The sequence below is a fragment of the Marinobacter sp. AL4B genome (assembly GCF_019916045.1).
Taxonomy (GTDB): Bacteria; Pseudomonadota; Gammaproteobacteria; order Pseudomonadales; family Oleiphilaceae; genus Marinobacter.
In genome coordinates this window covers 1099404-1122278 of sequence record NZ_JAILWZ010000011.1, presented here as the reverse complement: position 1 = coordinate 1122278, position 22875 = coordinate 1099404, and the positions used below count along the sequence as shown (strand labels likewise).

The window sequence follows — 22875 nt, the reverse complement described above, 5'->3', positions numbered from 1 at the left end:
TATTCGTGGGAATGGCGGTGTCAGAACGGAGCCTCAAGCGGGGTCATGCCGACGTATACCGACTTGGTCTGGGTGTAGTGTGCGAGGGTTTCGCGGCCATTCTCGCGGCCCAGCCCAGAGAGTTTGTAGCCGCCCACGGGCATTTCGGCAGGGGAGGCGCCAAAGCTGTTGATCCAGCAAATGCCGGCTTCCAGCTGATGAATCACGCGGTGAGCACGGGTGGTGTCGGTGGTGAATACCGCCGCGGCCAGACCATACTCGGTGTCGTTGGCGCGCTTGATCACTTCCTCTTCGGTATCAAATGGCAAGATCGACATGACCGGTCCGAAGATTTCTTCCCGCACAATGGTCATGTCATCGGTGCAATCGGCGAATATTGTGGGCGCGACAAAATAGCCACCTTCAAAGCCAGCCGGCTGAAGAGTTTTACCGCCGGTTAGTAAGCGCGCACCTTCAGCTTTCGCGCTATCGATGTACTTCATCACCAAGTCGCGATGCTTGGCGCTAATCAGAGAGCCGAAGTTGGTGTCGGGGTGTTCGGGGTCACCAGTGATGATGTTGTTCTCGGTTCGTCTCACCAGTTGGTCGATAAAGGCGTCGTAGATTGCACGTTGAACAAAGACGCGAGTGCCGTTGGTGCAGACCTCGCCTTGCGTGTAGAAGTTGCCCAGCATGGCGGCAGACACAGCTTGTTCGAGGTCGGTATCTTCAAACACGACCAACGGTGATTTGCCGCCCAGTTCCATAGTCACGGACTTCAATGATGACGCAGAGTCGGCCATCACGGTGCGTCCCGTTTTCGCTTCACCGGTGAAAGAAACTTTGGCGATGGCGGGCTCGGTTGTCAGCATTTGGCCGACTCGGTAGTCGCCTTGAATCACGTTAAACACGCCAGCCGGTACGCCGGCTTCGATGTAGATCTCGGCCAACTTGATCGCGCCCAGCGGGGTTTCTTCTGACGGCTTGAAAATCATGCTGTTGCCGCAGGCCAGCGCCGGTGCGGATTTCCAGCAGGCGATCTGCAGTGGATAGTTCCATGCACCGATGCCCGCACAGATGCCCAGTGGTTCGCGGCGGGTGTAGAAGAAATCTGCCCCCAAGTGCTGACTTTCGCCGGTAATGCTGCAAGCCTGCCCGGCGAAGTACTCTACTGAATCGGCGCCCGTAACCACGTCAACAACGCTGGCTTCCTGCCAGGGTTTTCCGGTATCCAGCACTTCTATCATCGCAAGCGCGTCGTTGCGTTCGCGCAGAATGCTGGCGGCCCGGTTCAAAATGCGGCCTCGCTCCAAACCACTCATCGCCGACCAGGCCTTAAAGCCCTTTCGGGCGCTTTCAACGGCGGCCTTCATGACCGACTCGTCGGCTTGCTCAACCTGATAGATCACTTTGCCTGTGGCCGGGTTCACGACATCAAACCGCTCACCGCTTTGGTTGGCCATGGGGTGGCCGTTAATAAACGATTGATAAATGGGCAGCGTCATCAGGAAGCTCCGTTATTTACTTGAATGGCTTGGTCTATATAGGTTTTGCACAGGGTGACGGCTTGTGAGGGTTCAATACGGCCTTCACTCATGGCCGCTCGAAGCCAGAAGCCGTCAATTAAGGCCGCGATGGTCTGAGCGGTGCTGCGCACTTGCGGCTCTGGCATCAGCTGGCGTAAATAGAACATTAGGTTGGAGAGCAGGCGGCGTTCGTTCACGCGCTGCAAGCGCATGAGGTCCGGGCTGTGCATGGCTTGGGTCCAGAACGCCAGCCAGGTCTTCGACGACTGGGCGTGGGTTTGGACGCCTGAGAAGTTGGCATCGACAATGGCCATCAGCCGCTCTCGGGGTGTGTTGGGCCGGTCCGCCATCAGTTTCGACACGTCTTTTTGCAGTGAAGACAGCAAACGCCTCATTGTGGCTTCGAGCAACCCCTGCTTGCCGCCGAAATAATGGCTAACAATGCCCACCGATAAGTCTGCAATCGCGGCGATTTTCCCGACCGTTGCGCCCTGAAACCCATGCTCTTCAATCACCTGAAGGGTTGCATCAATCAGTTGCTGACGCCGAATTGTTTCTACTCCGATTCTTGCCATGAGGCCCGGCTCCGCTCTTACTGAATGGGTGTTCAATTTATTGAATGGGTGTTCAATTTTGGTAAGCGTAATGGTTTGAAGACTAAATATCAAATCGTCCAAGCAATACGGTTTTAGTCATGTTTGGGGCTATCTGTGGCCTGCAAGGTGGTTTTTAAGGCTTTTAATTGTTTAGAAGGCGAATGAATGTGGTCGAAGGCGGCGATAACCGTGCTGTTGGTGGGTTTCGACCCAAATGTCTGTGAGGGTGTGTGGGTTTCTACCCATTTTCGGCGTTTTGTTTTCAGTTGTGGTTTTTAGAGCGTTGTTTTTTATTGGTTTTTGTTTTGTGGTCCGAGGTTTGCTGATACTTGTTTCAGGAGGTCGACGTCGGCCTCGTCTGCACCGAACTAACAAAACGCATCGGGAGCTTTTTTATGAATCTTCAGACCATCGTGGCGGCAGCGTTCGCCTCATCTGTATTCGCTGCAACACCGGCTGTTGCCCAAGACCGTGCCGGCTGGCCGGACAGTTTCACTGTCGGCACTGCAAGCCAAGGCGGCACCTACTTTGCCTACGGTTCTGGGTGGGCAAATTTTGTTGCGGAAAACCTGGGTGTGTCTGGTGGTGCTGAGATCACAGGTGGCCCCGTGCAAAACATGGCGCTGGTCCATACCGGTGACCTGAAATTCGGCTTGACTACCATGGGCCCGGCTCGTGAATCCCGCGACGGCGAAAGCCCTCTGGCACCGGGCATGAAGATGGACAATGTTTGCGCCATGTTCCCGATGTACGAGACACCGTTCTCTATCACGGCGCTGAGCAGCACCGGTATCGAATCCATTTCTGACATTCCTGACGGTGCGACCATCGGTTTCGGCCCGGCCGGCTCCACGTCTGACACTTACTTCCCGCGCATGATGGAGGCCCTGGGGGTTAACTTTAAGCGCCGTAACGGTAGCTGGTCGGATTTGGGTGGCCAGTTGCAGGACGGCCTGATTGATGTGGTTGCGTTTGCCGCAGGCATTCCGATCCCTGCGGTTAGCCAGCTGGAAGTTCAGACCGATGTAAACATCATTGGTATGAACGACGAAGAAGCCAAGAAGATCGTTGATCAGTTCCCGGTTTCAGAGTTTGTGATTCCAGCCAGCACATACCAGTCTCTGGACGAGCCTTCCCGCGTAGTGTCTATGTGGAACTTCGCCATGGTGAACTGCGACATGCCGGAAAGCTTTGTGTATGAAATCACCAAGCTGACCATGGAAAACAACGAGAAGATGGTGTCTATCCACAAGGCAGCACGTTTCTCTGTTCCAGAAAACTACAGTAAAAACACGGTGCTGCCATGGCACCCGGGTGCTGCCCGTTGGTTTAACGAAAACGGTTACACCATCGAAGCCGACGCGATCAAGTAATCTGGCTTGAGCCCCGGGGCGTGTTATCGCCTCCGGGGCTTGGTTGTTTCTGAAAAGACGCCTTCTTATAGGCAGGACCAATCATGACCAAAGAACATTTTCCCGCTGATGGCGAGAAGCCGTTGGCTGAAAACCTGACGATTAACGAAGATCACCTACTCGCGCACGATGTTGACGAAGAGCCTGTAGAGGCTAACCGCCGCATGTTTACCGGGCTGCTGTTAAAGTTCGTGATCATGCTGGCCGTTGCTTATTCCGTGTTCCATTTGTACACGTTGAACGTAGCGCCCATGGAAACCTGGTCGTTCCGGATTGTGCACGTCGCCGGCGCTCTGGTGTTGGGTTTTATCTTGTTTGCGGGTGCTCGCTTTGTTTCCTCCGAAGAAGGCGCTGCTCGGCATAGGTGGACATCGTGGATCAGCGCGGTTGCTTTGATTCCAGCCTTTTACGCGTTGTACCAAACCTATTCTTTTGATTTGCAGTTGAAGGCTGGCGCGTTTCGGGTGCCCGCTGAACTGGAAACCTGGCACTTTGGTTGGCCTTTGTTGGCAGCCACGGGCATCGGTACTGTGATGAGCTGGTTTCACCAGCGTGATCGCGCTCGTTTCAGTGTGCCGGATCTGGTGTTGGTGGTGTGCTCGATTACGGTTGCCGCCTATTTGCTGGTGGTGTTTAACACCTCTATGCGCATGACCACGGGCACGGCATTCGCGCCAGTGGGCATTTCTTTCGCGGCCGTCGCGGGTACTGCCTTGATCATGGAGTTGACTCGCCGAGTAGCGGGCATGGCTCTGGTAGTGATCGGGCTGGTGTTTCTTGCTTACGTGTTTGTAGGTCCTTATCTGCCGGGATTTCTGGGCTATCCGGGATTGTCGGTTCAGCGTTTCTTTAGCCAGGTGTACACCGACGCGGGCATCTTGGGGCCGACCACCGCGGTGTCTTCCACCTACATTATTCTGTTCATCATTTTTGCTGCGTTCCTGCAGGCTTCTAAAGTGGGTGACTACTTTGTGAATTTTGCGTTTGCAGCTGCGGGCCGTTCCCGTGGTGGTCCTGCTAAGGTGGCAATTTTTGCCTCTGGTCTGATGGGTATGATCAACGGCACCAGTGCCGGTAACGTTGTATCAACCGGTTCGCTGACCATTCCGTTGATGAAGCGTGTGGGTTACAGCAAAGAATCTGCGGGTGCGGTTGAAGCGGCTGCGTCTACCGGTGGGCAGATCATGCCGCCGATTATGGGTGCTGGCGCCTTTATCATGGCGGAAATTACCGGTATTCCTTATACCGACATTGCCATTGCAGCGATTATTCCAGCGATTCTGTATTTCGCGTCTGTGTTCTTCATGGTCGATTTTGAAGCCAAGAAGCTGGGCATGCGCGGTATGCGCAGCGATGAGCTACCGAACCTGAAGGTTCTGGCGCGTCAGGTGTATTTGTTCGCACCCATCATTATCTTGATTGTCGCGTTGTTTCAGGGCTATTCGGTGATTCGTGCCGGTACCTTGGCGACGGTTTCGGCCGCGGTTGTGAGTTGGATTTCGCCCAATAAAATGGGTATCCGGTCGATTTTGCGGGCCTTTGAAATCGCGGCTTACATGTCTATCCAGATCATCGTGGTGTGTGCGGCCGCCGGTATTATTGTGGGTGTTATCTCACTGACCGGTGTGGGTGCGCGCTTCTCGGTGTTGTTGCTGGATGTGGCAGCTCACAGCAATCTGCTGGCGCTGGTGTTTGCGATGTTCATCTCCATTTTGCTGGGTATGGGCATGCCAACCACAGCGGCTTATGCGGTAGCAGCCTCTGTGGTGGCTCCGGGCTTGGTGCAGCTGGGTATTGAGCCGCTGACGGCACACTTCTTCGTGTTCTACTTTGCCGTGGTATCTGCCATTACACCGCCGGTTGCGTTGGCGTCCTACGCGGCTGCGGGTATTTCCGGTGCCAATGCCATGTCGACCTCGGTGGCGTCTTTCCGTATCGGTATCGCGGCGTTCATCGTGCCTTTCATGTTCTTCTACAACGGTGCGCTGTTGATGGAAGCTGAGTGGGTAGAGATTGCCCGGGCACTGATTACCGCCATCTTCGGTGTGTACTTGTTGTCTGCCGGTGTGCTGGGCTGGTTCGCTAAATCCGCGGCCCCGGTTTTGGTGCGCTTGCTGTTGGTTGCGGCCGCTTTGCTGACCATCGAAGGCGGTATGTGGACCGATTTGGCGGGTATTGGGCTGGCAGTTATTGCCTTCCTGATTCAGCGTAAGCGTACGCCAGGACTGGCCACGGCCTGACGTGATTAAGGCAAAGCAGGGCAACAGGCATGGCAGCCGGTTGTCCTGCCGGGTTCCGGACGTTAGTCTAGAGGCTTTTCCGGAACCCGCCCCCATGCTTTATCGGATCAGTGTTGTTGTCGTTCTGAGTGCCACCTTGTTGGCCTCTTGGGTGCTCGGCGGTTGGTTTGGATACCGTCAGCTTGAGAGCGACAGTGTTCAGGAAGCCTTCCGTTACCGGCAGTTGGTTGCCAACGAACTGAATCGTTATATCCCCGTTCCCGAGTTGATCGCGGAACATCCTTTATTGGCAGAAGCCCTCAAGCGCCCTGATGACCCTATCACCTTGCTCAAAGCCAATGAGCAAATGCAGCGCATGGCCACAATCGTGGGCGGCTCAGACATCTACCTGATGGATTTGACCGGTCTCGCGATTGCCGCGAACAACTTTGGCCAGCCCGACAGCTTTGTGGGGAGCAATTATTCATACCGGCCATACTTTTACGATGCGCTGAATACTGGCGGATCGGTGGTGTATTTTGCTTTGGGAACCATGTCGCTTGAGCGCGGCCTATACTTTTCCCACCCGGTCCGGGGGGCGCGGGGTGAGGTGCTGGGCGTGGTTGCCGTCAAAGTGTTGGTGCATGAGCTGGAATCCCACTGGCAGCGCCCGGATATTCAACGGCAAGCAGAAATGGTGGTGTTGGATGGCGACGGCATCAGCTTTCTGGCCAGTAATCGAAAATGGCTGTACCGGGATTTTTCACCAACAGGCGATGCCGCCGGAAATTCCAAAATTCGTCAGCGCTATCCCCAGCGTGACCTGACACCGGTTGATTTTCGTTTGCAGGATGGTCCGTGGGTGTTGTCGGAGCAGGCAGCCCGAATGCGAATAAAAGACAGCAACTCGGAGCAAAGCTATCTGGCGTTGAATGCCGGGTTACCGCGGTTGGATTGGCGGCTGGTGGTCATCGCAGACACGCGCTCGGTATTTTGGAATCGGATTGGCTTTCTGGTGGGTGGTACCGCGATCTTTCTTGCTGGTTTCCTGACTTGGCTGTACTTGCGCGAACGGCAAAGACGCGAGCGGGAACTGGCGGCCCGGGGCGAGCAACTGGAGCGCAGGGTTGCCCAGCGCACCGTGGATCTAAAACGCTCGAATGATCAATTGCTGGCGGAAATCCAGGAGCGGGAAAGCGCCCAAACGGAGCTGCGTGAAACCCAGCAAGAACTGATTCAGGCCGCCAAGCTTGCAGTGCTTGGGCAAATGTCAGCGGGCTTGAACCATGAGATCAATCAGCCGTTAACGGCGATTCAGGCCTATGCCCGTAACAGTCGAAAGTTCCTGGAGCGCGGCGCAGGGGACATGGTCGATGCCAACCTGCAGGAAATCGTGACCTTGTGCGACAAAATGGCGGAGCTGATTCGCCAGTTTAAAGTGTTTGCGCGCAAATCCGAGGGGCCGCCCTCGTTGGTGGACCTGCGGTTACCGGTCGATGCGGCATTGAAGATCATAACGGCGCAGAGCAGCAGTGACGGCATTAATATTCGCTGGCTTCGCCCGGATGCACCCACAGTGTGCCACGGCGACTTGATTCGGGTTGAGCAGGTGATGGTGAATCTGATGGCCAACGCCGTTCAGGCCGTGGAAGGACGGACAGAGCCGGAAATTCAGGTGGAAATACTTGCAGAGGGTGACTATTGGCGCTGCGTGGTGCGCGATAACGGTCACGGTTTGCCTCGGAACACGGAGCAAGTATTCGAGCCGTTCTTCACAACCCGATCGGTGAAGCAGGGGTTGGGTTTGGGGTTATCGATTTCGAAGCAAATTGTAGAGTCTCTCGGCGGCAGTTTGTCGGGCCAGAACCGGATGGATGGCCCGGGTGCCGAGTTTGTTCTGAAACTGAAACAGCGTAGGGCAGAAGAATGACTGCACCGGTAGTGATCTTTGTGGATGATGATCCCGATATTCGGATGGTGATGGAGCAGACGCTGGCGCTGGAAGACATGTCGGTAGCCTGTTTTTCCGATGGAGAGTCGGCGCTCAAAAGTGTGGGGCCGGAATACGAAGGCATTGTGCTGAGTGACTACAACATGCCCGGCATGAACGGTTTGGAATTGCTGCAGGCCGTGCGCACCATCGATGAAGACATTCCGGTGATTCTGCTGACCGGGCAGGGCGATATCAGCACCGCGGTGTCGGCCATGCAGCAGGGGGCCTATGATTTCATCGAGAAGCCGTTTGATCACGAGGAGCTGATCGAGCTTCTGAAACACGCGCTGGAGAAACGGAATCTGGCGCTGGAGAACCGCCGGCTGAAAGCGCAACTGCGACAACTGGCTAAGCCGGGGCCTAGAATATTGGGGGATTCCCCCACCATGCAGCGGGTGATGGCTACGGTGGAGCCGGTTCTTGATATCTCGGCAAATATTTTGCTGCACGGCGAGACAGGCTCCGGTAAGGATGCGTTGGCCCGTTACATTCATGAGAGTAGCCCGCGTAGCGCACACAACTTCGTTGCGATCAACTGCGGTGCGGTGCCGGAAAACCTGATCGAGAGTGAGCTGTTCGGGCACGAAGTTGGAGCCTTTACCGGAGCGGATAAGCGTCGTATCGGTAAAGTGGAATACGCGCACCAGGGCACCTTGTTTTTGGATGAAGTGGAAAGCATGCCCATGCCGCTACAAGTCAAACTGCTGCGCGTGCTGGAAGAACAGAAGGTGGAGCGTCTGGGAAGTAATCAGGTGCTGGATGTGGATGTTCGGATCATCGCGGCCACTAAAGCTGACCTGAAAAAGCTGTGTGATGACGGCGAGTTTCGGCCAGACCTGTATTACCGCTTGAACGTAGTGAAAGTGGATATTCCGCCGCTGCGGGAGCGGAAAGACGACATTCCCACATTGTTTCATCACTTCGCATTGATTGCTGCCGCCCGTTACGACCGCGAGAGTGTGCCGTTGGACGCGCGCCAGGCTGCGCGATTAATGCAACACTCTTGGCCCGGCAACGTTCGGGAGCTTCGAAATCTGGCGGAGCGTTACGTGCTGTTGGGGCCTGCTGCGTTAGAGGATAGTGACAGTGCAGATACCCGACATTTAGCGGGTAGGCAAACGCTGTCCGAAATGATGGACGGGTTTGAGCGGGCGGCTATCGTGAGTGCGCTCAATGTATGTCAGGGCAGTATTAAAGACACTATGGTGACGCTCGGCATTGCCCGAAAAACGCTGTACGACAAGATGAAAAAACACGGTCTGGATAAGGCTGAATTCAAAGATTGAGTCAGTGCGGGAGCGTAACCCGCACTGATCCCGTCACGGAGACTGTTTAAGGCGCAATTTTCTTCTTGAGCGCCTTGGTCACTGGCCGTGGCAAGCTCGGCAGCGTGCGCAACAGCCACGGTAAAACCTTCCGTTTCACGCCATTCAGAGACTCCGGCACGATCGCTTCGATCAGGTGCGGGCCGGGGTTGTTCTGAGCGTACTCCATGGCTTTTAACAACTCTTCGGTGGTGTGTACCCGAATGCCGTGCACTCCCATGCTTTGGGCCAGCTGGGCAAAATGGGTGACGGGGCCACTGATGTCCAACTGAGACTTGGCCTTTTCGCCTGCCTCTTCGGCACCAACCCGCTCTAACTCGACGTTCAGAATCGAATACGAGGCGTTATTGAAGATAATCGAGGTCACGTTGAGCTGCTCGCGCGCCATGGTCCACAAGGCTTGAATGGTGTACATGGCAGTACCATCACCGATCAGAGCGAACACCGGACGGTCCGGGCAGGCGATGGCAGCACCGGTGGCGCTGGGCAAGCCCTGGCCAATGGCACCACCGGTGAGAGTGATGATGTCGTGCCGGGGAGCGCCTGCGGTCATGGCATTCAGCATCAAGCCAGAGGTTATGGCTTCATCCACGATGATGCTGTTTTCCGGCATCATGTGGCCCAGTGCCTTGCAGACTTTCTCGGCGGTCAGTTTTCCACGCGGGCGTGACGGTCGAGCTGGTTGCTGCCGTTCTGGTTCGGCGGCTGCTGCGCCCAGAGAATTTGCCAAGTTGGTCAGGCTGGTAAGCGCATCCTGCTCGGGCGTGGATAGGGTATGCAAAGCGCAGTGCTCCGGTACCAGATCACTGGCTTTGCCTGGGTAGGCGAAGAACGACACTGGCGGCTTGGCATCTACCAGAATAAGGTTGTCGTATTCGGATAATTGCAGCGTGGCTAATTCTGCCAAATAGGCGATCCGTTCAACGGGCGGCAGACCTACGCCCCGTTCAATACGGGTCGGGAAGGTTTCCGCGAACAATTTTACACCGTTGTGAGCGGCAATGCGGGCTGCGGCCATCAGGCTGGGCTCCCGGAGGGCACGGCCACCGAGTAGAAGGGCCGTTTTTTTCCCGCTGCGGATTGATTCGACAACCGTTTGCACCGTGGCGTCGTCAGCGCCAAACAGTTCAGGCTCCGGCAAGGGGGCACAAGGTACGCCGCCTTCGCCCCAGGAAACATCCGCAGGTAGAATTAGGGTGGCAACCTGGCCCGGGAGGCCTTTGGCAGCGGCAACGGCTTCGGCAGCGTCTTGGCACAGCTGTTCGGTGGTTTGGGAGGTGCGCACGAAACCGGGGGACACGTTGCGGGCGACGGTTTCGATGTCTGACTGCAACTGGGCGTCGTATTTAACGTGGTAAGTGGCGTGGTCACCCACAATGTTCACAATCGGCACCTTACCTTTGCGGGCGTTGTGCAGGTTTGCCAAACCGTTGCCTAGACCACATCCAAGGTGCAGCAGGGTGGCGGCCGGTTTGTCAGCCATCCGGGCGTAGCCATCGGCGGCTCCGGTGGCGACACCTTCGAACAACGCCAAGACTGCGCGCATTTTCGGCTCATTATCCAGAGCGGCGACAAAATGCATTTCGCTGGTGCCCGGGTTGCTGAAGCAAACCTCAATTCCGGCATCTACCAGTGTTTTCATCAAAGCCTGAGCGCCGTTAGGCATGGATCTTCTCCTGATCAGTATTCTTATTGGTTTTACTAAAGAGTTAAGTCAACCTTCGGCCAGGATCGAGCGGGCCGCAGCCCGGGCTGTCATGATGCAGCCTGGCAAAAAGGTTCCTTCCAGTGATCGTTTGCCATTGGCCCCGCCGCCGCCAAACCCCGCGGCTTCCCCCACGCAATAAAGGCCGGGAATCGGCTGGTCATCGCCATCCAGAACACGGCTTTGGAGATCGGTGCGCAGTCCGCCGAGACTTTTTCGGGTGGTCAGCTGCATGTGGATGGCGATAAACGGTCCTGCGCCGGGTTTCTGCAAGGGGGCGGGTTTGCAGGTGCGAAGCCGGTCTGGCCCCCATTGCCGAGCGTGCTGGATCAACCGGATTTGCGGGTCGTTGTTGAGCTGGTTGCCCTTGTGAAAATTGGCGTCGAACGCGTCGGCAGTGGCTTTGAGCGTGGCGGTGCTGATGTCCACCGAGCAGGTCAGTCTGTTCATTTTGTCGGCCAGTTCTTCAAGGGTATCGGCTACCAAAAAGTGCGGACTTTCGTGTTCCATCTGCGTCACCAGTGGCTTATTGCCGAGCAGCAGTTCTTTCAGGAAAAGCGGGAACTGTTTGTCCCGGATACGAGCGTTATGCTCAGCACCGGAGATGGCAAATTCTTTCAGTGCGATCCGTCGGTTCAGCAGGTGCCAGGTCCAGGGTTTTTCCTGGGCCGCGACTTGCTGGCACAGCCAATGGGTGTCGAAGCCGGTGACCAGAGGTTCTGGGCCAATGCGTTCGCCGCGGTGGTTGAGCCATAGGGCAGATTTGCAGGGGATGGTAGAAAGCCCGTGGCCTTCAAAGTGTGGATATGGGTGGGGAAAGCCCGCTGCATAATTCCACATTTCGCCTGCGTGTGTGATGTTTGCCCCGAGATTGTCCTCTGCCCAGTGGTGCAGTTTACCGTCCGCAAACGGGTGTGCACCATTCAGCATCGTTGCCGGTTGCGGGCGGTCTGAAGGCCAGTTAGCCCGGCATTCTTTATGGCTACCATTGATGCCACCCATCGCCAGAACTACGGATGTTGCAGAGAAACGAATCTCTTCTCCGGTCAGTTCGTTGATGGCCACGGCACCCGATACTTTGCCGCCTTTGTGATCCAGCCCGGTAATCCGGTGCTGGTGTAGCAGTGTCAGTCGGCCGTCTGTGTTGGCCTGATGCATGGCCTCAATCATCCGTAGGGTCAATTCCCGGGAGGTGCCCCATACAATGTGATAGCGGGGCACTGTATTGCCATCTGCCAGGCGGCCACGTTCTACCCAGTTTACCGCCGGCATGAATTTCAGCCCTTCCCTTAACAGCCAGTCGTACACTTCGGTGCGGGAATGTTCAACGTAATAGCGGGCCCACTGCACGGGCCATTCATCGTTGGCGTCCAGTTCGCCAAAGCGCACCCAGTCCTGCAGAGCGAGTTCCGGCGAATCAGAGATTTTCATGCGTCGTTGCAGTGGGGTGTCGACCAGCATCATGCCGCCAAAAGCCCACAGTGCCAGGCCTCCCAAGCGTTTGGGGCTGTCACGGTCAACAAGGGTTACGGACTTTCCGGCCCGAAGGGCTTCCAGGGCGGTGACAATGCCCGCCAGTCCGCCACCGGCAATCAGGATGTCTGAGCTAACAGGATTTGCCATGGTGCGTTTCCGGATTGTGTTTTTGGTTTTGTTGTTACAGACCATATAACGCTATGATCGGTTCTGAATTGACTTTAGAGGCCATAATGATTGACTTTAGAAGCCACCGTATCCATGGGCTGGGTCAATACGGTAATTGATGCAGCCGGGCGTTTGGGCATTGCCGAGAATCTGTTGCTGGAAGCGGCCGGGCTGCCAGCAGGGGTGTTATCGCGGGAGCGATGGCCCATCGACTTCATTACCCGCCTTTGGCATGCCGCCGAACAGTGCACGCAAGATTCGGGTTTTGGTCTGAAAGTTGGCGCCGGTGTCCGGCCGGCCAGTATTGATGCGGTCAGTTTTGCCATGCAGAGTGCGGCCACTCTTCGAGAAGCCATCGCCCTAGTGCAAAAGTTTCAGAGGTTGATTTCGGATGGAGGTCGCTTCCAGATGTTGCCGGGCAGCCGTGGCACCTGGATTGTCTACCACCCGCGGCAGGGGCGCCTGGCATTCAGCCCTCATCAGATTGAAGCGGTGCTGTCGGCAGTGATGAGTCTGAGCGACTGGATTGCGGGTTCATCGGTAAGACCCCTGCGGGTGCAGTTCAGCCAGGCAAGGCTGGGGCCCGAGGCTGGTTACCGGGATGTGTTTGGTTGCCCGGTGGAGTTTGAACAGGCGTTCAGTGGTTTGCTGGTGAGCAATGAGGTGCTGGATGAGCCCTTGCCTCAGGCGGATCCGGCTCTTGCGCAGGTTCATGAAAAGTACAGTGCTGGCCGGCTGGCGGCACTGGAAACGGGGGCTGTGTCTACGGAAGATCTGCGGCAATGGCTGATGGCTCGGGTGGGGCCAACCCTTCCGCGACGAGCAGAAGCGGCCAGGATGTTGGGGCTCAGCGAGCGCACGCTGGCTCGTCGGCTGGAAGCGCAGGGTTGCACGTATAACAGTCTGGTGGATGAGGTGCGCCGGAAGCTTGCGCTGGCGGCGGTACGGGAATCTGCTTTGCCTTTGTCAGAGATCGCCTTGTCGCTTGGATTTGCAGAAGCCAGTACCTTTTATCGTGCGTTCCATCGCTGGACCGGGATGCCCCCTGCTCGCTGGCGCAAGCAGAGGGAGTGCTGATGCCTACAGATTGGCTTCAGCAAACTCGGCCAGTACCGAGCGGGGAACACCTTGCAGGTGGATGTGACCGCCATGGCGGAAGCCCTTGAAGCGTTCAGTCATGTAGGTCAGGCCGGAACTCAGGGGGCTGAGGTAAGGTGTGTCTATCTGTGCCAGATTACCGAGGCAGATTACTTTGGATCCATTACCTGCTCGGGTAATGATGGTCTTGATCTGATGTGGAGTCAGGTTCTGGGACTCATCAATAATAATCAGGCTGTGCTGAAAACTGCGGCCCCGGATATAGTTCATGGATTTGAAGTGCAGGGGTACCTTGCTGAGGATGTAGTCTACGCTGGCGGACATGTTTTCGTCGTCTTCGTGCAACGCCTCCAGGTTATCGACAATGGCGCCCAGCCAGGGTTCCATTTTCTCTGCTTCGGTACCGGGCAAGAACCCGATGTCCTCATCCAGCCCTTGGGTGGAGCGGGTGGCTATAATGCGTTTGTAGAGCTTGCTGGCAACGGTCATCTCGATACAGGCGGCCAGTGCCAGAATGGTTTTGCCTGAACCGGCAGAGCCAGTCAGGTTGACCAGATGGATGTCTGGATCCAGTAACAGATTCAGCGCCATCGCCTGATAGATGTCCCGTGGGGTCAGGCCCCAGACTTCTTCATTCATCAAATCGTCGTGAAGCAGGTCTTTGATCACCAACTGGTCTTCGGAAACGTCGACTACCTGGCCGATAAATCCTCGCTCATCAATAACGAACTCGTTGATGTTGAGTTTGGCCAGCTCGCCTTCGCGCTTGAGCAGGTGCTCGGTCACGCCGGCGCGCTGAACGGTTTCTACCTTGGCGATGTTGTCCCAGAAGGAGTTGGAGAACTCTTTGTAGCCTTTTGGAAGCAGATCAATGTCGTCCAACAACTGGTCGTTGTGGTAGTCCTGAGCCTCAACGCCAAAGCCCCGCGCCTTCAAGCGCATGTTGATGTCTTTACTGACCAGAATGATGTCGTGAGACGTGTGCCGTTCTTGCAGAGCCGCAAGGGTGTTGATGATTTTGTTATCGTTCAGGTGCTCGGGCAGTGAATGGTTGCCGTTGCGTTCGGTGCTCATGATGATGGCGAGCGTGCCCAGTGGGTCGGCTTTTTTGCCCCTCAGGATGGGCACCCCTTTCTCGATGTCTTTCGGGTTGGCGTCACCGAGCAGTTTGTCGATGTTACGAATCGCCTGACGACAGTCAGCCGCAACCGATTGCTTGCCAGATTTCAGACTGTCGAGTTCCTCAAGGACGGTCATCGGGATGATGACAGCGTGTTCTTCGAAGTTTAGGAGGGCATTGGGGTCGTGAATAAGAACGTTGGTATCGAGGACGTACATTTTTTTTCGAGCTTGCGGTGCTCTTGGCATAGATGCGTTACCTCTGTTGTGTCAGTTGCACTCGGCGCAGCGCTGGGACAGTTCTTTGTCTGAAATTAATTTGAGCATATCGTAAGTGGTAATGATGCCAGTGATTTTTGAATTCCGGGTGACAAAAATGCGGTGCAGATGTTCGCCCATCATTGTGTTGGCAATATCACGAACGGGGGTGTTTTCATCGACCGCGAATACCAGGGGCGTCATGATGTCTCTGACTTCTACCGGCACTTTGCCCATTTCCTCGAAAATTACCATACGCAGGCGCCGCGCTTCGTCTTGTTCCTCTTCGGTCAGCTTGGGCTGGTCGTTCGAGCGAGACGCGTTCCATCGAAACTCGGTGATGTCTTTGAGGGTGGCAATTCCAATGATTTCGCCGTTGTCGTCGGTGACAGGGCTGCCGGTGATTTCGTTGTCGGTAAGAAACCGGGCCAAGCGATCCATCGTCCAGTTTTGAGGGACCGCTTTGACGGTGGGGGTCATGATCTCGTGGGCGAGAATAGGCATCAGATAATCGCTCTTCCAATCGCAGTGGTTCAAATGCAGCTTAGCCTTTCCTTGGACTGTCGTCACCCCCGTTTGATCAAGCGCTTAGGGGGTGTGAGGAACCACGGCCTCGATGTTGTCGTCGGCTGCCCATTGAATTCGATAATTCTGATATTTTTCTTCACGGGCTACGGCTTCCAAGGCTTTCAAAGACTTCAGGGGAATATCAATCACCAGTTGGTTGACCAGCCATTCGGGTAGGGCACCGTTAGGCTCGGTGTGCTGTACCCATACCATGTGTGTGCCTTGTTCGAAGGGGGTGAACCGATAAAGCGTGTTGGAAACGTCAACACGAACACGGCTATTTGTTTCCGCTCGCATGCCCGGCGTGGCGTTCAGGTCCATTATGATTTCGCTTGTGTCGGCGTTGCCCCGGGTGCGAATACGCAACACATAATCCCGGTCGGAAACGGGCCAAGGCATATCGTTGACCGAGTAGGCGTAGCGGTTGTGGAAGTCGCCATTGCCAAACGCGAAAGACTCGGTGCAGTTGTGTACCCATTCTTTGCAGGATTCGGGATTGATCATGACCGCCATCAGGTTGTTTATAGGCACGTTGAGATCGGCAACGGCTTTGAACGCCCGAAAGCCTGAACCGGGTTGATCCATGGTGTAGATGCGAATGTTCTCTTCGTGCTTTTGCAGTACCCAGTGTTCCGAGTCTTCTGCTGGCAAAGCCGGGTAGTTGTCGGCAAATGCGGGAATGGTTAGTAATAGGGTGGCGAAGCCGAAGAGGATGCCCATAATGCCACGGACATGGGTGTTGGTCATAAGCTACACTTTGCGGTTAATGGTTAGGAAAAGTCTACCACGCTGCCCTCAGCCGTTTATGGCCGTCATGGGAGTTTGTGAACCAGGTAGCCTCCTGACACCACCCAACCTCGAATTGGCCTGATTTGACGGAAACTATGACCCAGAAAAAACTGATCGACCCGAAAGGGCGAATTGCCCCGGGGCTGCTGTCCGAGCCTGTGGATATCATTAACTACATGGACTACGACTTGCGCACGGTGATGGACAAACCGCGCACACGGTTAGCCCGGCAGTGGCGCTTTAACCAGTTTCAGTTTGTCAGCGCGATGTCGCCGGGTTGGGTATTTGGAATGGCCATTGTCGATTTGAAGCTGGTCGGATCCGGCTTTTTCTATCTGTTCGATTTTGAATCGGGACAGATGTTCGAACAATCGTTCCTCCAGCCCTTGGCCCGCAACACCGCGATTGAACCCTATCCGGAGCGCGGCGAGGCGTGCTTCAGAAAGGGGGATGTGTCACTGTCCATCAAACCTTCAGCCGGTGGCCGGAATGTGCGGGTGAGCGCGCCGGGTAACATTGAAGTTGATTTGGAGCTGACCGGTGACAAGGATCCTCATCGGTTAGTGTGTCCTGCGGGGTACACGGGTTGGGTGTTCACCCGTAAGTCTGCCGGCTTGCCGGTAGAAGGCGAAGTGCGCTGGGGGCAACAGATTTGGCGAACGGATCAGCAAAGCCGGGGTTCGATCGACTGGAGTTGTGGTTTCATGCGCCGGGAAACCGCGTGGAATTGGGCTTGCCTGGCGGGTCAGACTGAAGAAGGCGTGGCTGTGGGTCTGAATTTGGCGGCGGGTGTTAACGAAACGGGTATGACGGAAAACGCGCTCTGGTTGGATGGCCAGCGTTTTGCGCTGGGAGCAGCCCGGTTCGAGTTCAGCCGGTATCAGCAGGACACCAAGTGGCGTGTGACGACCGAGGACGGAAAAGTCGAGCTGTCGTTTGTCCCCTCGGGTGTGCGCAAAGAGAAGTTGAATGCGGGGATTCTGGCGTCCAACTTTCGCCAGTTTGTCGGAACCTTTGAGGGTACGGTGGAAGATGCGTCGGGCAAAACAATCCCCGTAGCGGGACTACGGGGATTGATGGAGGACCACTTCGCCCGCTGGTAAGGCGGGCGCAGGTGTTATTGCTCCGGCAGGGTAACGTTCAGCTCCAGGACTGAACAGCTGTCGTTGCGGTCAACTTCGACCTGCACCATGTCATCACTGATTTGCACGTATTTACGTATGACTGCAAGCAGTTCTTGCTGCATCTGGGGGAGGTAATCTGGCTGCCCCCTTTGGCCGCGTTCGTGCGCTACGATGATTTGCAACCGCTCTTTGGCAACGTTGGCCGAGTTTTTACTTTTACTGTTTCTGAAATAATCCAGGAAACTCATCCCTTAGCCCCCCTTGAACATCCGTGAGAAGAAACCTTTCTTCTGTGCGGTCATGAAGCGGTGTTCACGCTCCTCGCCCAGAAGTCGCGCTACGGCATCGTCATAGGCTTGTCCGGCGTCGCTTTCTTCTTCAAGAATAACGGGAAGGCCTTGGTTAGAGGCGTTCAAGACAATCTGGCTTTCCGGGATAACCCCAAGCAGGGGGATAGCCAGAATTTCTTCGACGTCTTCTACGGACAGCATTTCGCCGCGCTCTACACGGCCGGGGTTGTAACGAGTCAGCAGCAGGTGTTCTTTGAGAGGGTCTTGACCCATCTCGGCGCGGCGGGACTTGCTCTGCATAATGCCGAGGATTCTGTCGGAGTCGCGAACGGAGGAAACCTCCGGATTAGTGACCACAATGGCTTCATCGGCGTAATAAAGCGCCATCAGTGCGCCGTGCTCGATACCCGCCGGGGAGTCGCAAATGATGTAATCGAAGGTTTCAGAAAGTTCGTTGATAACTTTTTCAACGCCTTCTTTTGTCAGAGCTTCTTTTTCGCGGGTTTGTGAGGCCGGAAGAATGAACAGCGTCTCGACCCGCTTGTCTTTGATCAGGGCCTGATTCAGTGTGGCTTCGCCCTGAATAACGTTGACAAAATCGTACACCACCCGGCGTTCGCAGTTCATGATCAGGTCTAGGTTACGCAGACCTACGTCGAAGTCGATCACAACTGTTTTGAAGCCCCGTTTGGCAAGCCCGGTGCTGATTGAAGCGCTGGTGGTGGTTTTGCCAACGCCGCCTTTTCCTGAGGTAACGACAATGATTCTAGCCAAGATTCAATTCCTGTTTCGCGGTGGATTCGTCATGTCTTCAACGTCTGTTTGTTATTGCACTACTAGCCTTTCTCCAGTGGCGATACCACCAGCACGTCATCCTTGAGCTGGATCTGCACAGCGCTTTTCCAGCCATTATTTTGAAGATCTTCCGGAATTTTATAGTGTCCGGCAACAGACACAAGCTCTGCTTCTAAAGACTGGCAAAATATTCGTGCAGACTCCGCACCGTGAATGCCCGCAAGGGCTCGGCCACGCAGCGCGCCGTAAACGTGGATATTGCCTGCCGCCAGGACTTCGGCACCGGCTTGGACCGGAGCGAGTATGATCAAGTCGCCTTCGGGTGCGTTTATTTGCTGCCCGGACCGCACGGTTTGGGTGACAATTTTAGCGATTGCCGGCTCCGGTGAGAGCGTTGCTGCCGGGGTTTCAGGGACCGGTTCAGCGGTTTCAGCGACGGGCTCTGGAGTTGTTGCTCTTTCACGAACCGAACCGCCAGGCATCAACGCCAGAGAAGCACCCTTGGCAAGTCGACGTTGATTCTCGTTGGCCGCCCGAACACCGATAACCTGAATGTTATGACGGCGACAGGTACCGATGATCTTGAAGAAGTCGATCTCGCTGTCCAGGCCTTCGTATTTTTCGAGACTGATCACCAGAGGGATGTCTTTGAAAAAACCGGGGGCTTGGCTGATTTTGTCCCGCAGGTTTGCTTCGAATTCATGTTCATCGAAGTAATAAAGCTCCAGCGCGGTTAACGAAATATTCGCGCTTTTAAGTTGGAAGCTCTGTTTTACTTCGGGGTTAGCAGTATCGCTCATGAAGACTCGTTTCCCTGATGGGTTACTGGGTGGATTCGGCTCTGGCCCGCAGTGGTTGGCTGTCAAAACGAATGCCGGACCATCCGGTGCTGATGAATTGCCGGATATTACCATGACTGGAGCCTGTCGGGTCGCCCAGAACCTGTTGGTAATGCTGCGCGAACAGGGCGAGCGTGTCGTTCTCGTTCAGATTGCAGTACTGGCCAAGAGCGAACACCCGGCAAGAACCGCTATTCTCGCCCGCTTCGTTGCGGAGCGGGCCGTTATCAAAACCGCTGGGTTGAAACTCGAAGTGCTGGTCGATCAGAGCGAGGGTGTCGTCGAAATCGGCGTGGCCACCCTGGAGCGATGCCAGATGAATGCGGACGGCTTCGGTGATGTTCATTATTTGTGATCCTGCTTGGGGCCGGTCTGATATTTTTCTTTCCACTGCTCGTAAGGCATGCCGTAGATTTCCTCACGGGCTGCTGGGTCGGATAGCTCGAAGCCACGCTCCTGGGCTTCGGCCCGATACCATTTCGACAGGCAATTGCGGCAGAAGCCGGCCAGGTTCATCAGATCAATGTTCTGAACGTCGGTGTTTTGACGAAGGTGCTCAACCAGCCTTCTGAAAGCGGCGGCTTCGATTTCAGTGCGCTCGGACTCGGGAATAGGGTTGCTCATGATGCCTCGCAATAGGTTGCCGGAGTGAGTTTAGGGTTCCTGACATTCTCGGCATGTTACCGTAAGATACAAGGCTGTATAAACGTACAGATTGTTAACCTGAGCCACGGACTATGCCCCAGCGCAAGATCATCCACGTAGATTGCGATTGCTTTTACGCAGCGGTTGAGATGCGGGACGACCCGACCCTGAGGGATGTTCCGCTGGCGGTTGGTGGTGATGGCGGTCGTGGCGTGGTGACCACCTGTAATTATAAAGCGCGGGCTTTTGGTGTGCGTTCGGCCATGCCCGGCAGTGAGGCTCGGCGTTTGTGCCCGGGCCTGGTGACGGTGCCGACGAATATGAGTAAGTATCGAGCGGTGTCCCAGCAGGTGATGGGTATATTGCGGGACATGACCGATCTGGTGGAGCCCCTGTCGTTGGATGAAGCCTTTCTGGATGTGTCTGAAATTACTGACCACAAAGGCAGTGCCACGCTGATGGCCAGGCACCTGCGTGAGCGTGTGCAACGTGAGACGGGCATCACCATTTCCGCAGGCGTGGCCCCGAATAAATTTCTTGCCAAAATTGCCAGTGATTGGCACAAGCCCGATGGGTTGTTCGTGATTACGCCGGATGAAGTAAAAGACTTCGTGCAGGCGCTGGCCGTCGAAAAGCTGTCTGGCGTAGGACAGGTCACTGCCGGCAAGCTACATACTCTGGGGGTCGCTACGTGTGGTGATATGCAAGCACTGGGCGTTGAAGTGCTTATCGACAAGTTCGGCAAGCAAGGGTATCGCTTGTTTGAAATGGCTAATGGTCGGGATGACCGGCCAGTGGTGGTGTCCCGGGTAGCCAAGTCGGTCAGTGTGGAGCGTACATTTTCTCAGGATCTTGCCGGCAAAGCGGCGTGTGAATCGGTGATGCCGTCACTGGTGGCAGATTTGAATCTGCGCCTTGCTCGCAAGAGCCGCGACAAACCCATTCATAAATTGTTCGTCAAAATTCGTTACAGCGATTTCTCTACCCACACGCTGGAGCGCGTGAGAGAACAGATTTCCGAACCCGAAGCGACCGATTACCAGCCGCTATTAGATGAGCTGGTTACCCGCGAAGATCGCCCGGTCCGCTTGATGGGCGTAGGCGTTCGTTTCCGTAATGATGAGGCGCCGGTGACTCAGTTGAGATTGTTCGATTGATCAAACGGTTAGTTCTGCGAACAGCTGCACCGAGGTCCAGCCCATCAGCCCTCCAATGAATGCGCCCGCGGCAACGTCGCTGGGGTAGTGCAGGCCCAGAACCACCCGGGATGCGGCAACCGATAGCGTGAATGGCAGTACCGCCCATGCGACTGCCGGCACTAGGGTAAACAGCATGGCCTGAAAGCAGGCTGCGTGCATGGTGTGCCCGGAAGGAAAGCTGTAACGATCCAGAGGTGGCATGGCACAGTTAATGGCCGGAAACGAAATGAACGGCCGCTCCCGGATCAGCCGATGCTTCAGTGCTTTGTAGGTCAGGGTACAGGTCAAGCCTGTCAGAGCCATTAGCAGGGCCATGTGTTGGCCTTGAGAGGGTGCGATAAGGGGGATCGCAAGGATCAGCGCGTACCAAAACCAGCCGTCACCCAACCAGCTCGCCAGGCGGAAATAGCTTTTGATGGGCCGGAATCGTATGGCGCGATTGATTGATTGGCACAGAGCGAACTCGAGTTGGTCCGCTCGCTCAAAGAACTGGGAAGCTTTGCTTGTTGTCGGCATGGCTTGAGACCTGTATGTAAGAGTTAAACGCCAAGCGTTCGAATACATCTATTTGCTGGTTCCAGCTGAGATCGAGCGCATCGAGACGAGCTTTGCTGCGGACTCTCCGGAGTAGAGAGGGTTGATCGGCCAGCTTCAGGGCGTGCTGGACAAAGTTGTCGTCGTTGTGCAACGGGGCTTTCATACCGTTTTCGTTGTGGCGAATATGCTCGGATGCGGCTGCGTCGTTAAACGCGATAACGCCCAGGCCGCTGGCCATTGCCTCCAGCACAACGTTGCCGAACGTGTCGGTTTTGCTCGGAAACAGGAACAGATCACCAGAGGCGTAGTGTTCAGCCAGATCATCCCCTTTTTGCATACCGCAAAAGATGAACTCCGGATGCCGTTTCTCCAGATGAGCTTTCATTGGGCCATCGCCGACCAGAATGAACCGGGCCGTGGGGTACAGCTTTCGGATTCGCTCAAAACAAACCACCGCCAAAGAAAGGTTCTTTTCCGGAGCCAGCCGGCCGACATATAAGACCGCACGATCGTTTTCTTGCAGGCCCCATTGCTGTCGCAAGGAATTACTGCGTTTTTTGGGTGAGAAACGCTCGCAATCAACCCCTCGGCTCCACAGCGCGGTATTGCCTATTCCCATACCTTGAGCTGTCGCTATGGTTCTGCGGGTGGGAGCGAGGGTTCGTTGGGTTCGGTTGTGAAACCATCGGCCGTAGGCGCTCAACAAGCGTTCGAACGCACCTAGCCGATAATAGCGGGAGTAGCTGTGAAAGTTGGTGTGGAAGCCGGAGAGCACCGGGATATCGAGCTGTTTCGCCGCCCCGACTGCGGCCAAACCAAGGGGACCTTGAGTGGCAATATAGACGCAGCTGGGGCGATGGTTTTGCCACAGAGTTACTAGCGTCTTGGGGCGAGTGATGCCGAACCGAAATTCGGTGTAGTTTGGGATCGGCAGACCGCACACCACCAGTTCGTGTTCAAACAGCGGGCTGTGGTTGTTAGGGGCAGGTTTTAGTGACTCTCGGGATTGTCGTGGACGAATTACAGTGACGTGGTGCCCACGGCTCATCAGCCCCTGACAAAGGTAGCGAAGCGTGTTGGCCACGCCGTTTATTTCCGGCGGAAAGGTTTCGGAAACAATGGTAATGTGTCGCCTGTGCCGGTCTGGTCGCTTGATGTCAGTCACGGTGCATCCCGCAAGAGTGTTTATCATGTGTTCACTATGCAAGCAGGCCAT

21 protein-coding genes are annotated in these 22875 nt (G+C 55.6%); 7 read left to right on the top strand and 14 right to left on the bottom strand.

Going from position 1 to position 22875, the window contains the following annotated elements; translation table 11 throughout:
- Positions 1–20 precede the first annotated feature (20 nt).
- Both betB and betI read right to left on the bottom strand, forming a co-directional pair.
- Positions 21–1484 carry a betaine-aldehyde dehydrogenase gene (gene betB / locus K5L82_RS09205; protein WP_223133894.1) on the bottom strand — a complete coding sequence of 488 codons (1464 nt, stop codon included), beginning with the start codon at positions 1482–1484 and terminating at the stop codon, positions 21–23.
- On the bottom strand, positions 1484–2080 hold the full coding sequence (gene betI / locus K5L82_RS09200) for a transcriptional regulator BetI (protein ID WP_223133893.1): 597 nt from the start codon (positions 2078–2080) through the stop codon (positions 1484–1486). Before betI ends, betB begins: the two co-directional genes overlap by 1 nt.
- Before the next feature lie 416 nt (positions 2081–2496).
- Between betI and K5L82_RS09195 the strand changes: the two genes are divergently transcribed.
- The 4 genes from K5L82_RS09195 to K5L82_RS09180 all read left to right on the top strand — a co-directional run bounded on the left by K5L82_RS09195 (position 2497) and on the right by K5L82_RS09180 (position 9011).
- The gene (locus tag K5L82_RS09195) at positions 2497–3474 is read left to right on the top strand and encodes a TAXI family TRAP transporter solute-binding subunit (RefSeq protein WP_133006311.1); all 978 of its coding nucleotides are present in this window, start codon (positions 2497–2499) and stop codon (positions 3472–3474) included.
- Between the two features lie 83 nt (positions 3475–3557).
- Complete coding sequence (locus K5L82_RS09190; protein ID WP_133006310.1) at positions 3558–5753, top strand: TRAP transporter permease; 2196 nt, start codon at positions 3558–3560, stop codon at positions 5751–5753.
- 94 nt (positions 5754–5847) lie between these two features.
- A complete protein-coding gene (locus K5L82_RS09185) occupies positions 5848–7662 on the top strand; it encodes an ATP-binding protein (RefSeq protein ID WP_133007608.1) in 1815 nt (604 codons plus the stop codon).
- Positions 7659–9011: a sigma-54-dependent transcriptional regulator gene (locus K5L82_RS09180; protein WP_133006309.1), complete on the top strand. Its 1353-nt coding sequence runs from the start codon at positions 7659–7661 to the stop codon at positions 9009–9011. The genes K5L82_RS09185 and K5L82_RS09180 overlap by 4 nt, the downstream gene beginning before the upstream one ends.
- Positions 9012–9057: 46 nt before the next feature.
- Here the strand turns inward: K5L82_RS09180 and K5L82_RS09175 are convergent, their stop codons facing one another.
- Together K5L82_RS09175 and K5L82_RS09170 are read right to left on the bottom strand one after the other, a co-directional pair.
- On the bottom strand, positions 9058–10716 hold the full coding sequence (locus tag K5L82_RS09175) for an acetolactate synthase large subunit (RefSeq protein ID WP_223133892.1): 1659 nt from the start codon (positions 10714–10716) through the stop codon (positions 9058–9060).
- 48 nt (positions 10717–10764) lie between these two features.
- Positions 10765–12378 (bottom strand): FAD-dependent oxidoreductase, encoded by a 1614-nt coding sequence (locus tag K5L82_RS09170; protein WP_223133891.1) that lies wholly within the window; start codon positions 12376–12378, stop codon positions 10765–10767.
- 90 nt (positions 12379–12468) lie between these two features.
- On the opposite strand from K5L82_RS09170, the gene K5L82_RS09165 reads away from it, so the two are divergent.
- Positions 12469–13476, top strand: a complete 1008-nt coding sequence (locus tag K5L82_RS09165; RefSeq protein ID WP_262492556.1) for an AraC family transcriptional regulator — start codon at positions 12469–12471, stop codon at positions 13474–13476.
- 3 nt (positions 13477–13479) lie between these two features.
- Here K5L82_RS09165 and K5L82_RS09160 read toward each other — a convergent pair whose 3' ends face one another.
- From K5L82_RS09160 to K5L82_RS09150, 3 genes are all read right to left on the bottom strand, one after another.
- Entirely contained in the window at positions 13480–14865 is a 1386-nt protein-coding gene (locus K5L82_RS09160) for a PhoH family protein (RefSeq protein ID WP_410505853.1), read from the bottom strand.
- A 21-nt stretch (positions 14866–14886) separates the two neighbouring features.
- Positions 14887–15378 (bottom strand): HPP family protein, encoded by a 492-nt coding sequence (locus K5L82_RS09155; protein ID WP_133006305.1) that lies wholly within the window; start codon positions 15376–15378, stop codon positions 14887–14889.
- Between the two features lie 84 nt (positions 15379–15462).
- Positions 15463–16188: an START domain-containing protein gene (locus K5L82_RS09150; RefSeq protein ID WP_223133890.1), complete on the bottom strand. Its 726-nt coding sequence runs from the start codon at positions 16186–16188 to the stop codon at positions 15463–15465.
- A 137-nt stretch (positions 16189–16325) separates the two neighbouring features.
- Between K5L82_RS09150 and K5L82_RS09145 the strand changes: the two genes are divergently transcribed.
- Positions 16326–17333 carry a DUF2804 domain-containing protein gene (locus tag K5L82_RS09145; protein ID WP_223133889.1) on the top strand — a complete coding sequence of 336 codons (1008 nt, stop codon included), beginning with the start codon at positions 16326–16328 and terminating at the stop codon, positions 17331–17333.
- Positions 17334–17347: 14 nt separating this feature from the next.
- Here K5L82_RS09145 and minE read toward each other — a convergent pair whose 3' ends face one another.
- From minE to K5L82_RS09120, 5 genes are all read right to left on the bottom strand, one after another.
- Entirely contained in the window at positions 17348–17602 is a 255-nt protein-coding gene (minE, locus tag K5L82_RS09140) for a cell division topological specificity factor MinE (RefSeq protein ID WP_133006302.1), read from the bottom strand.
- A 3-nt stretch (positions 17603–17605) separates the two neighbouring features.
- Positions 17606–18418, bottom strand: a complete 813-nt coding sequence (gene minD / locus K5L82_RS09135) for a septum site-determining protein MinD (protein ID WP_133006301.1) — start codon at positions 18416–18418, stop codon at positions 17606–17608.
- Between the two features lie 62 nt (positions 18419–18480).
- On the bottom strand, positions 18481–19239 hold the full coding sequence (gene minC / locus K5L82_RS09130; RefSeq protein ID WP_133006300.1) for a septum site-determining protein MinC: 759 nt from the start codon (positions 19237–19239) through the stop codon (positions 18481–18483).
- 22 nt (positions 19240–19261) lie between these two features.
- Positions 19262–19624, bottom strand: coding sequence for a HopJ type III effector protein (locus K5L82_RS09125; RefSeq protein WP_133006299.1), 363 nt, complete (start codon positions 19622–19624; stop codon positions 19262–19264).
- Positions 19624–19902: a DUF1244 domain-containing protein gene (locus tag K5L82_RS09120; protein WP_223133888.1), complete on the bottom strand. Its 279-nt coding sequence runs from the start codon at positions 19900–19902 to the stop codon at positions 19624–19626. Before K5L82_RS09120 ends, K5L82_RS09125 begins: the two co-directional genes overlap by 1 nt.
- A 113-nt stretch (positions 19903–20015) precedes the next feature.
- Here K5L82_RS09120 and dinB point away from each other — a divergent pair, with 113 nt between their 5' ends.
- Positions 20016–21080 (top strand): DNA polymerase IV, encoded by a 1065-nt coding sequence (gene dinB / locus K5L82_RS09115; RefSeq protein ID WP_133006297.1) that lies wholly within the window; start codon positions 20016–20018, stop codon positions 21078–21080.
- On the opposite strand, the gene K5L82_RS09110 is transcribed toward dinB, so the two are convergent.
- Both K5L82_RS09110 and K5L82_RS09105 read right to left on the bottom strand, forming a co-directional pair.
- Positions 21081–21638, bottom strand: coding sequence for a phosphatase PAP2 family protein (locus K5L82_RS09110; protein ID WP_223133887.1), 558 nt, complete (start codon positions 21636–21638; stop codon positions 21081–21083).
- Positions 21604–22824 (bottom strand): glycosyltransferase family 4 protein, encoded by a 1221-nt coding sequence (locus tag K5L82_RS09105; RefSeq protein ID WP_228258963.1) that lies wholly within the window; start codon positions 22822–22824, stop codon positions 21604–21606. The genes K5L82_RS09110 and K5L82_RS09105 overlap by 35 nt, the downstream gene beginning before the upstream one ends.
- Positions 22825–22875: the final 51 nt, after the last annotated feature.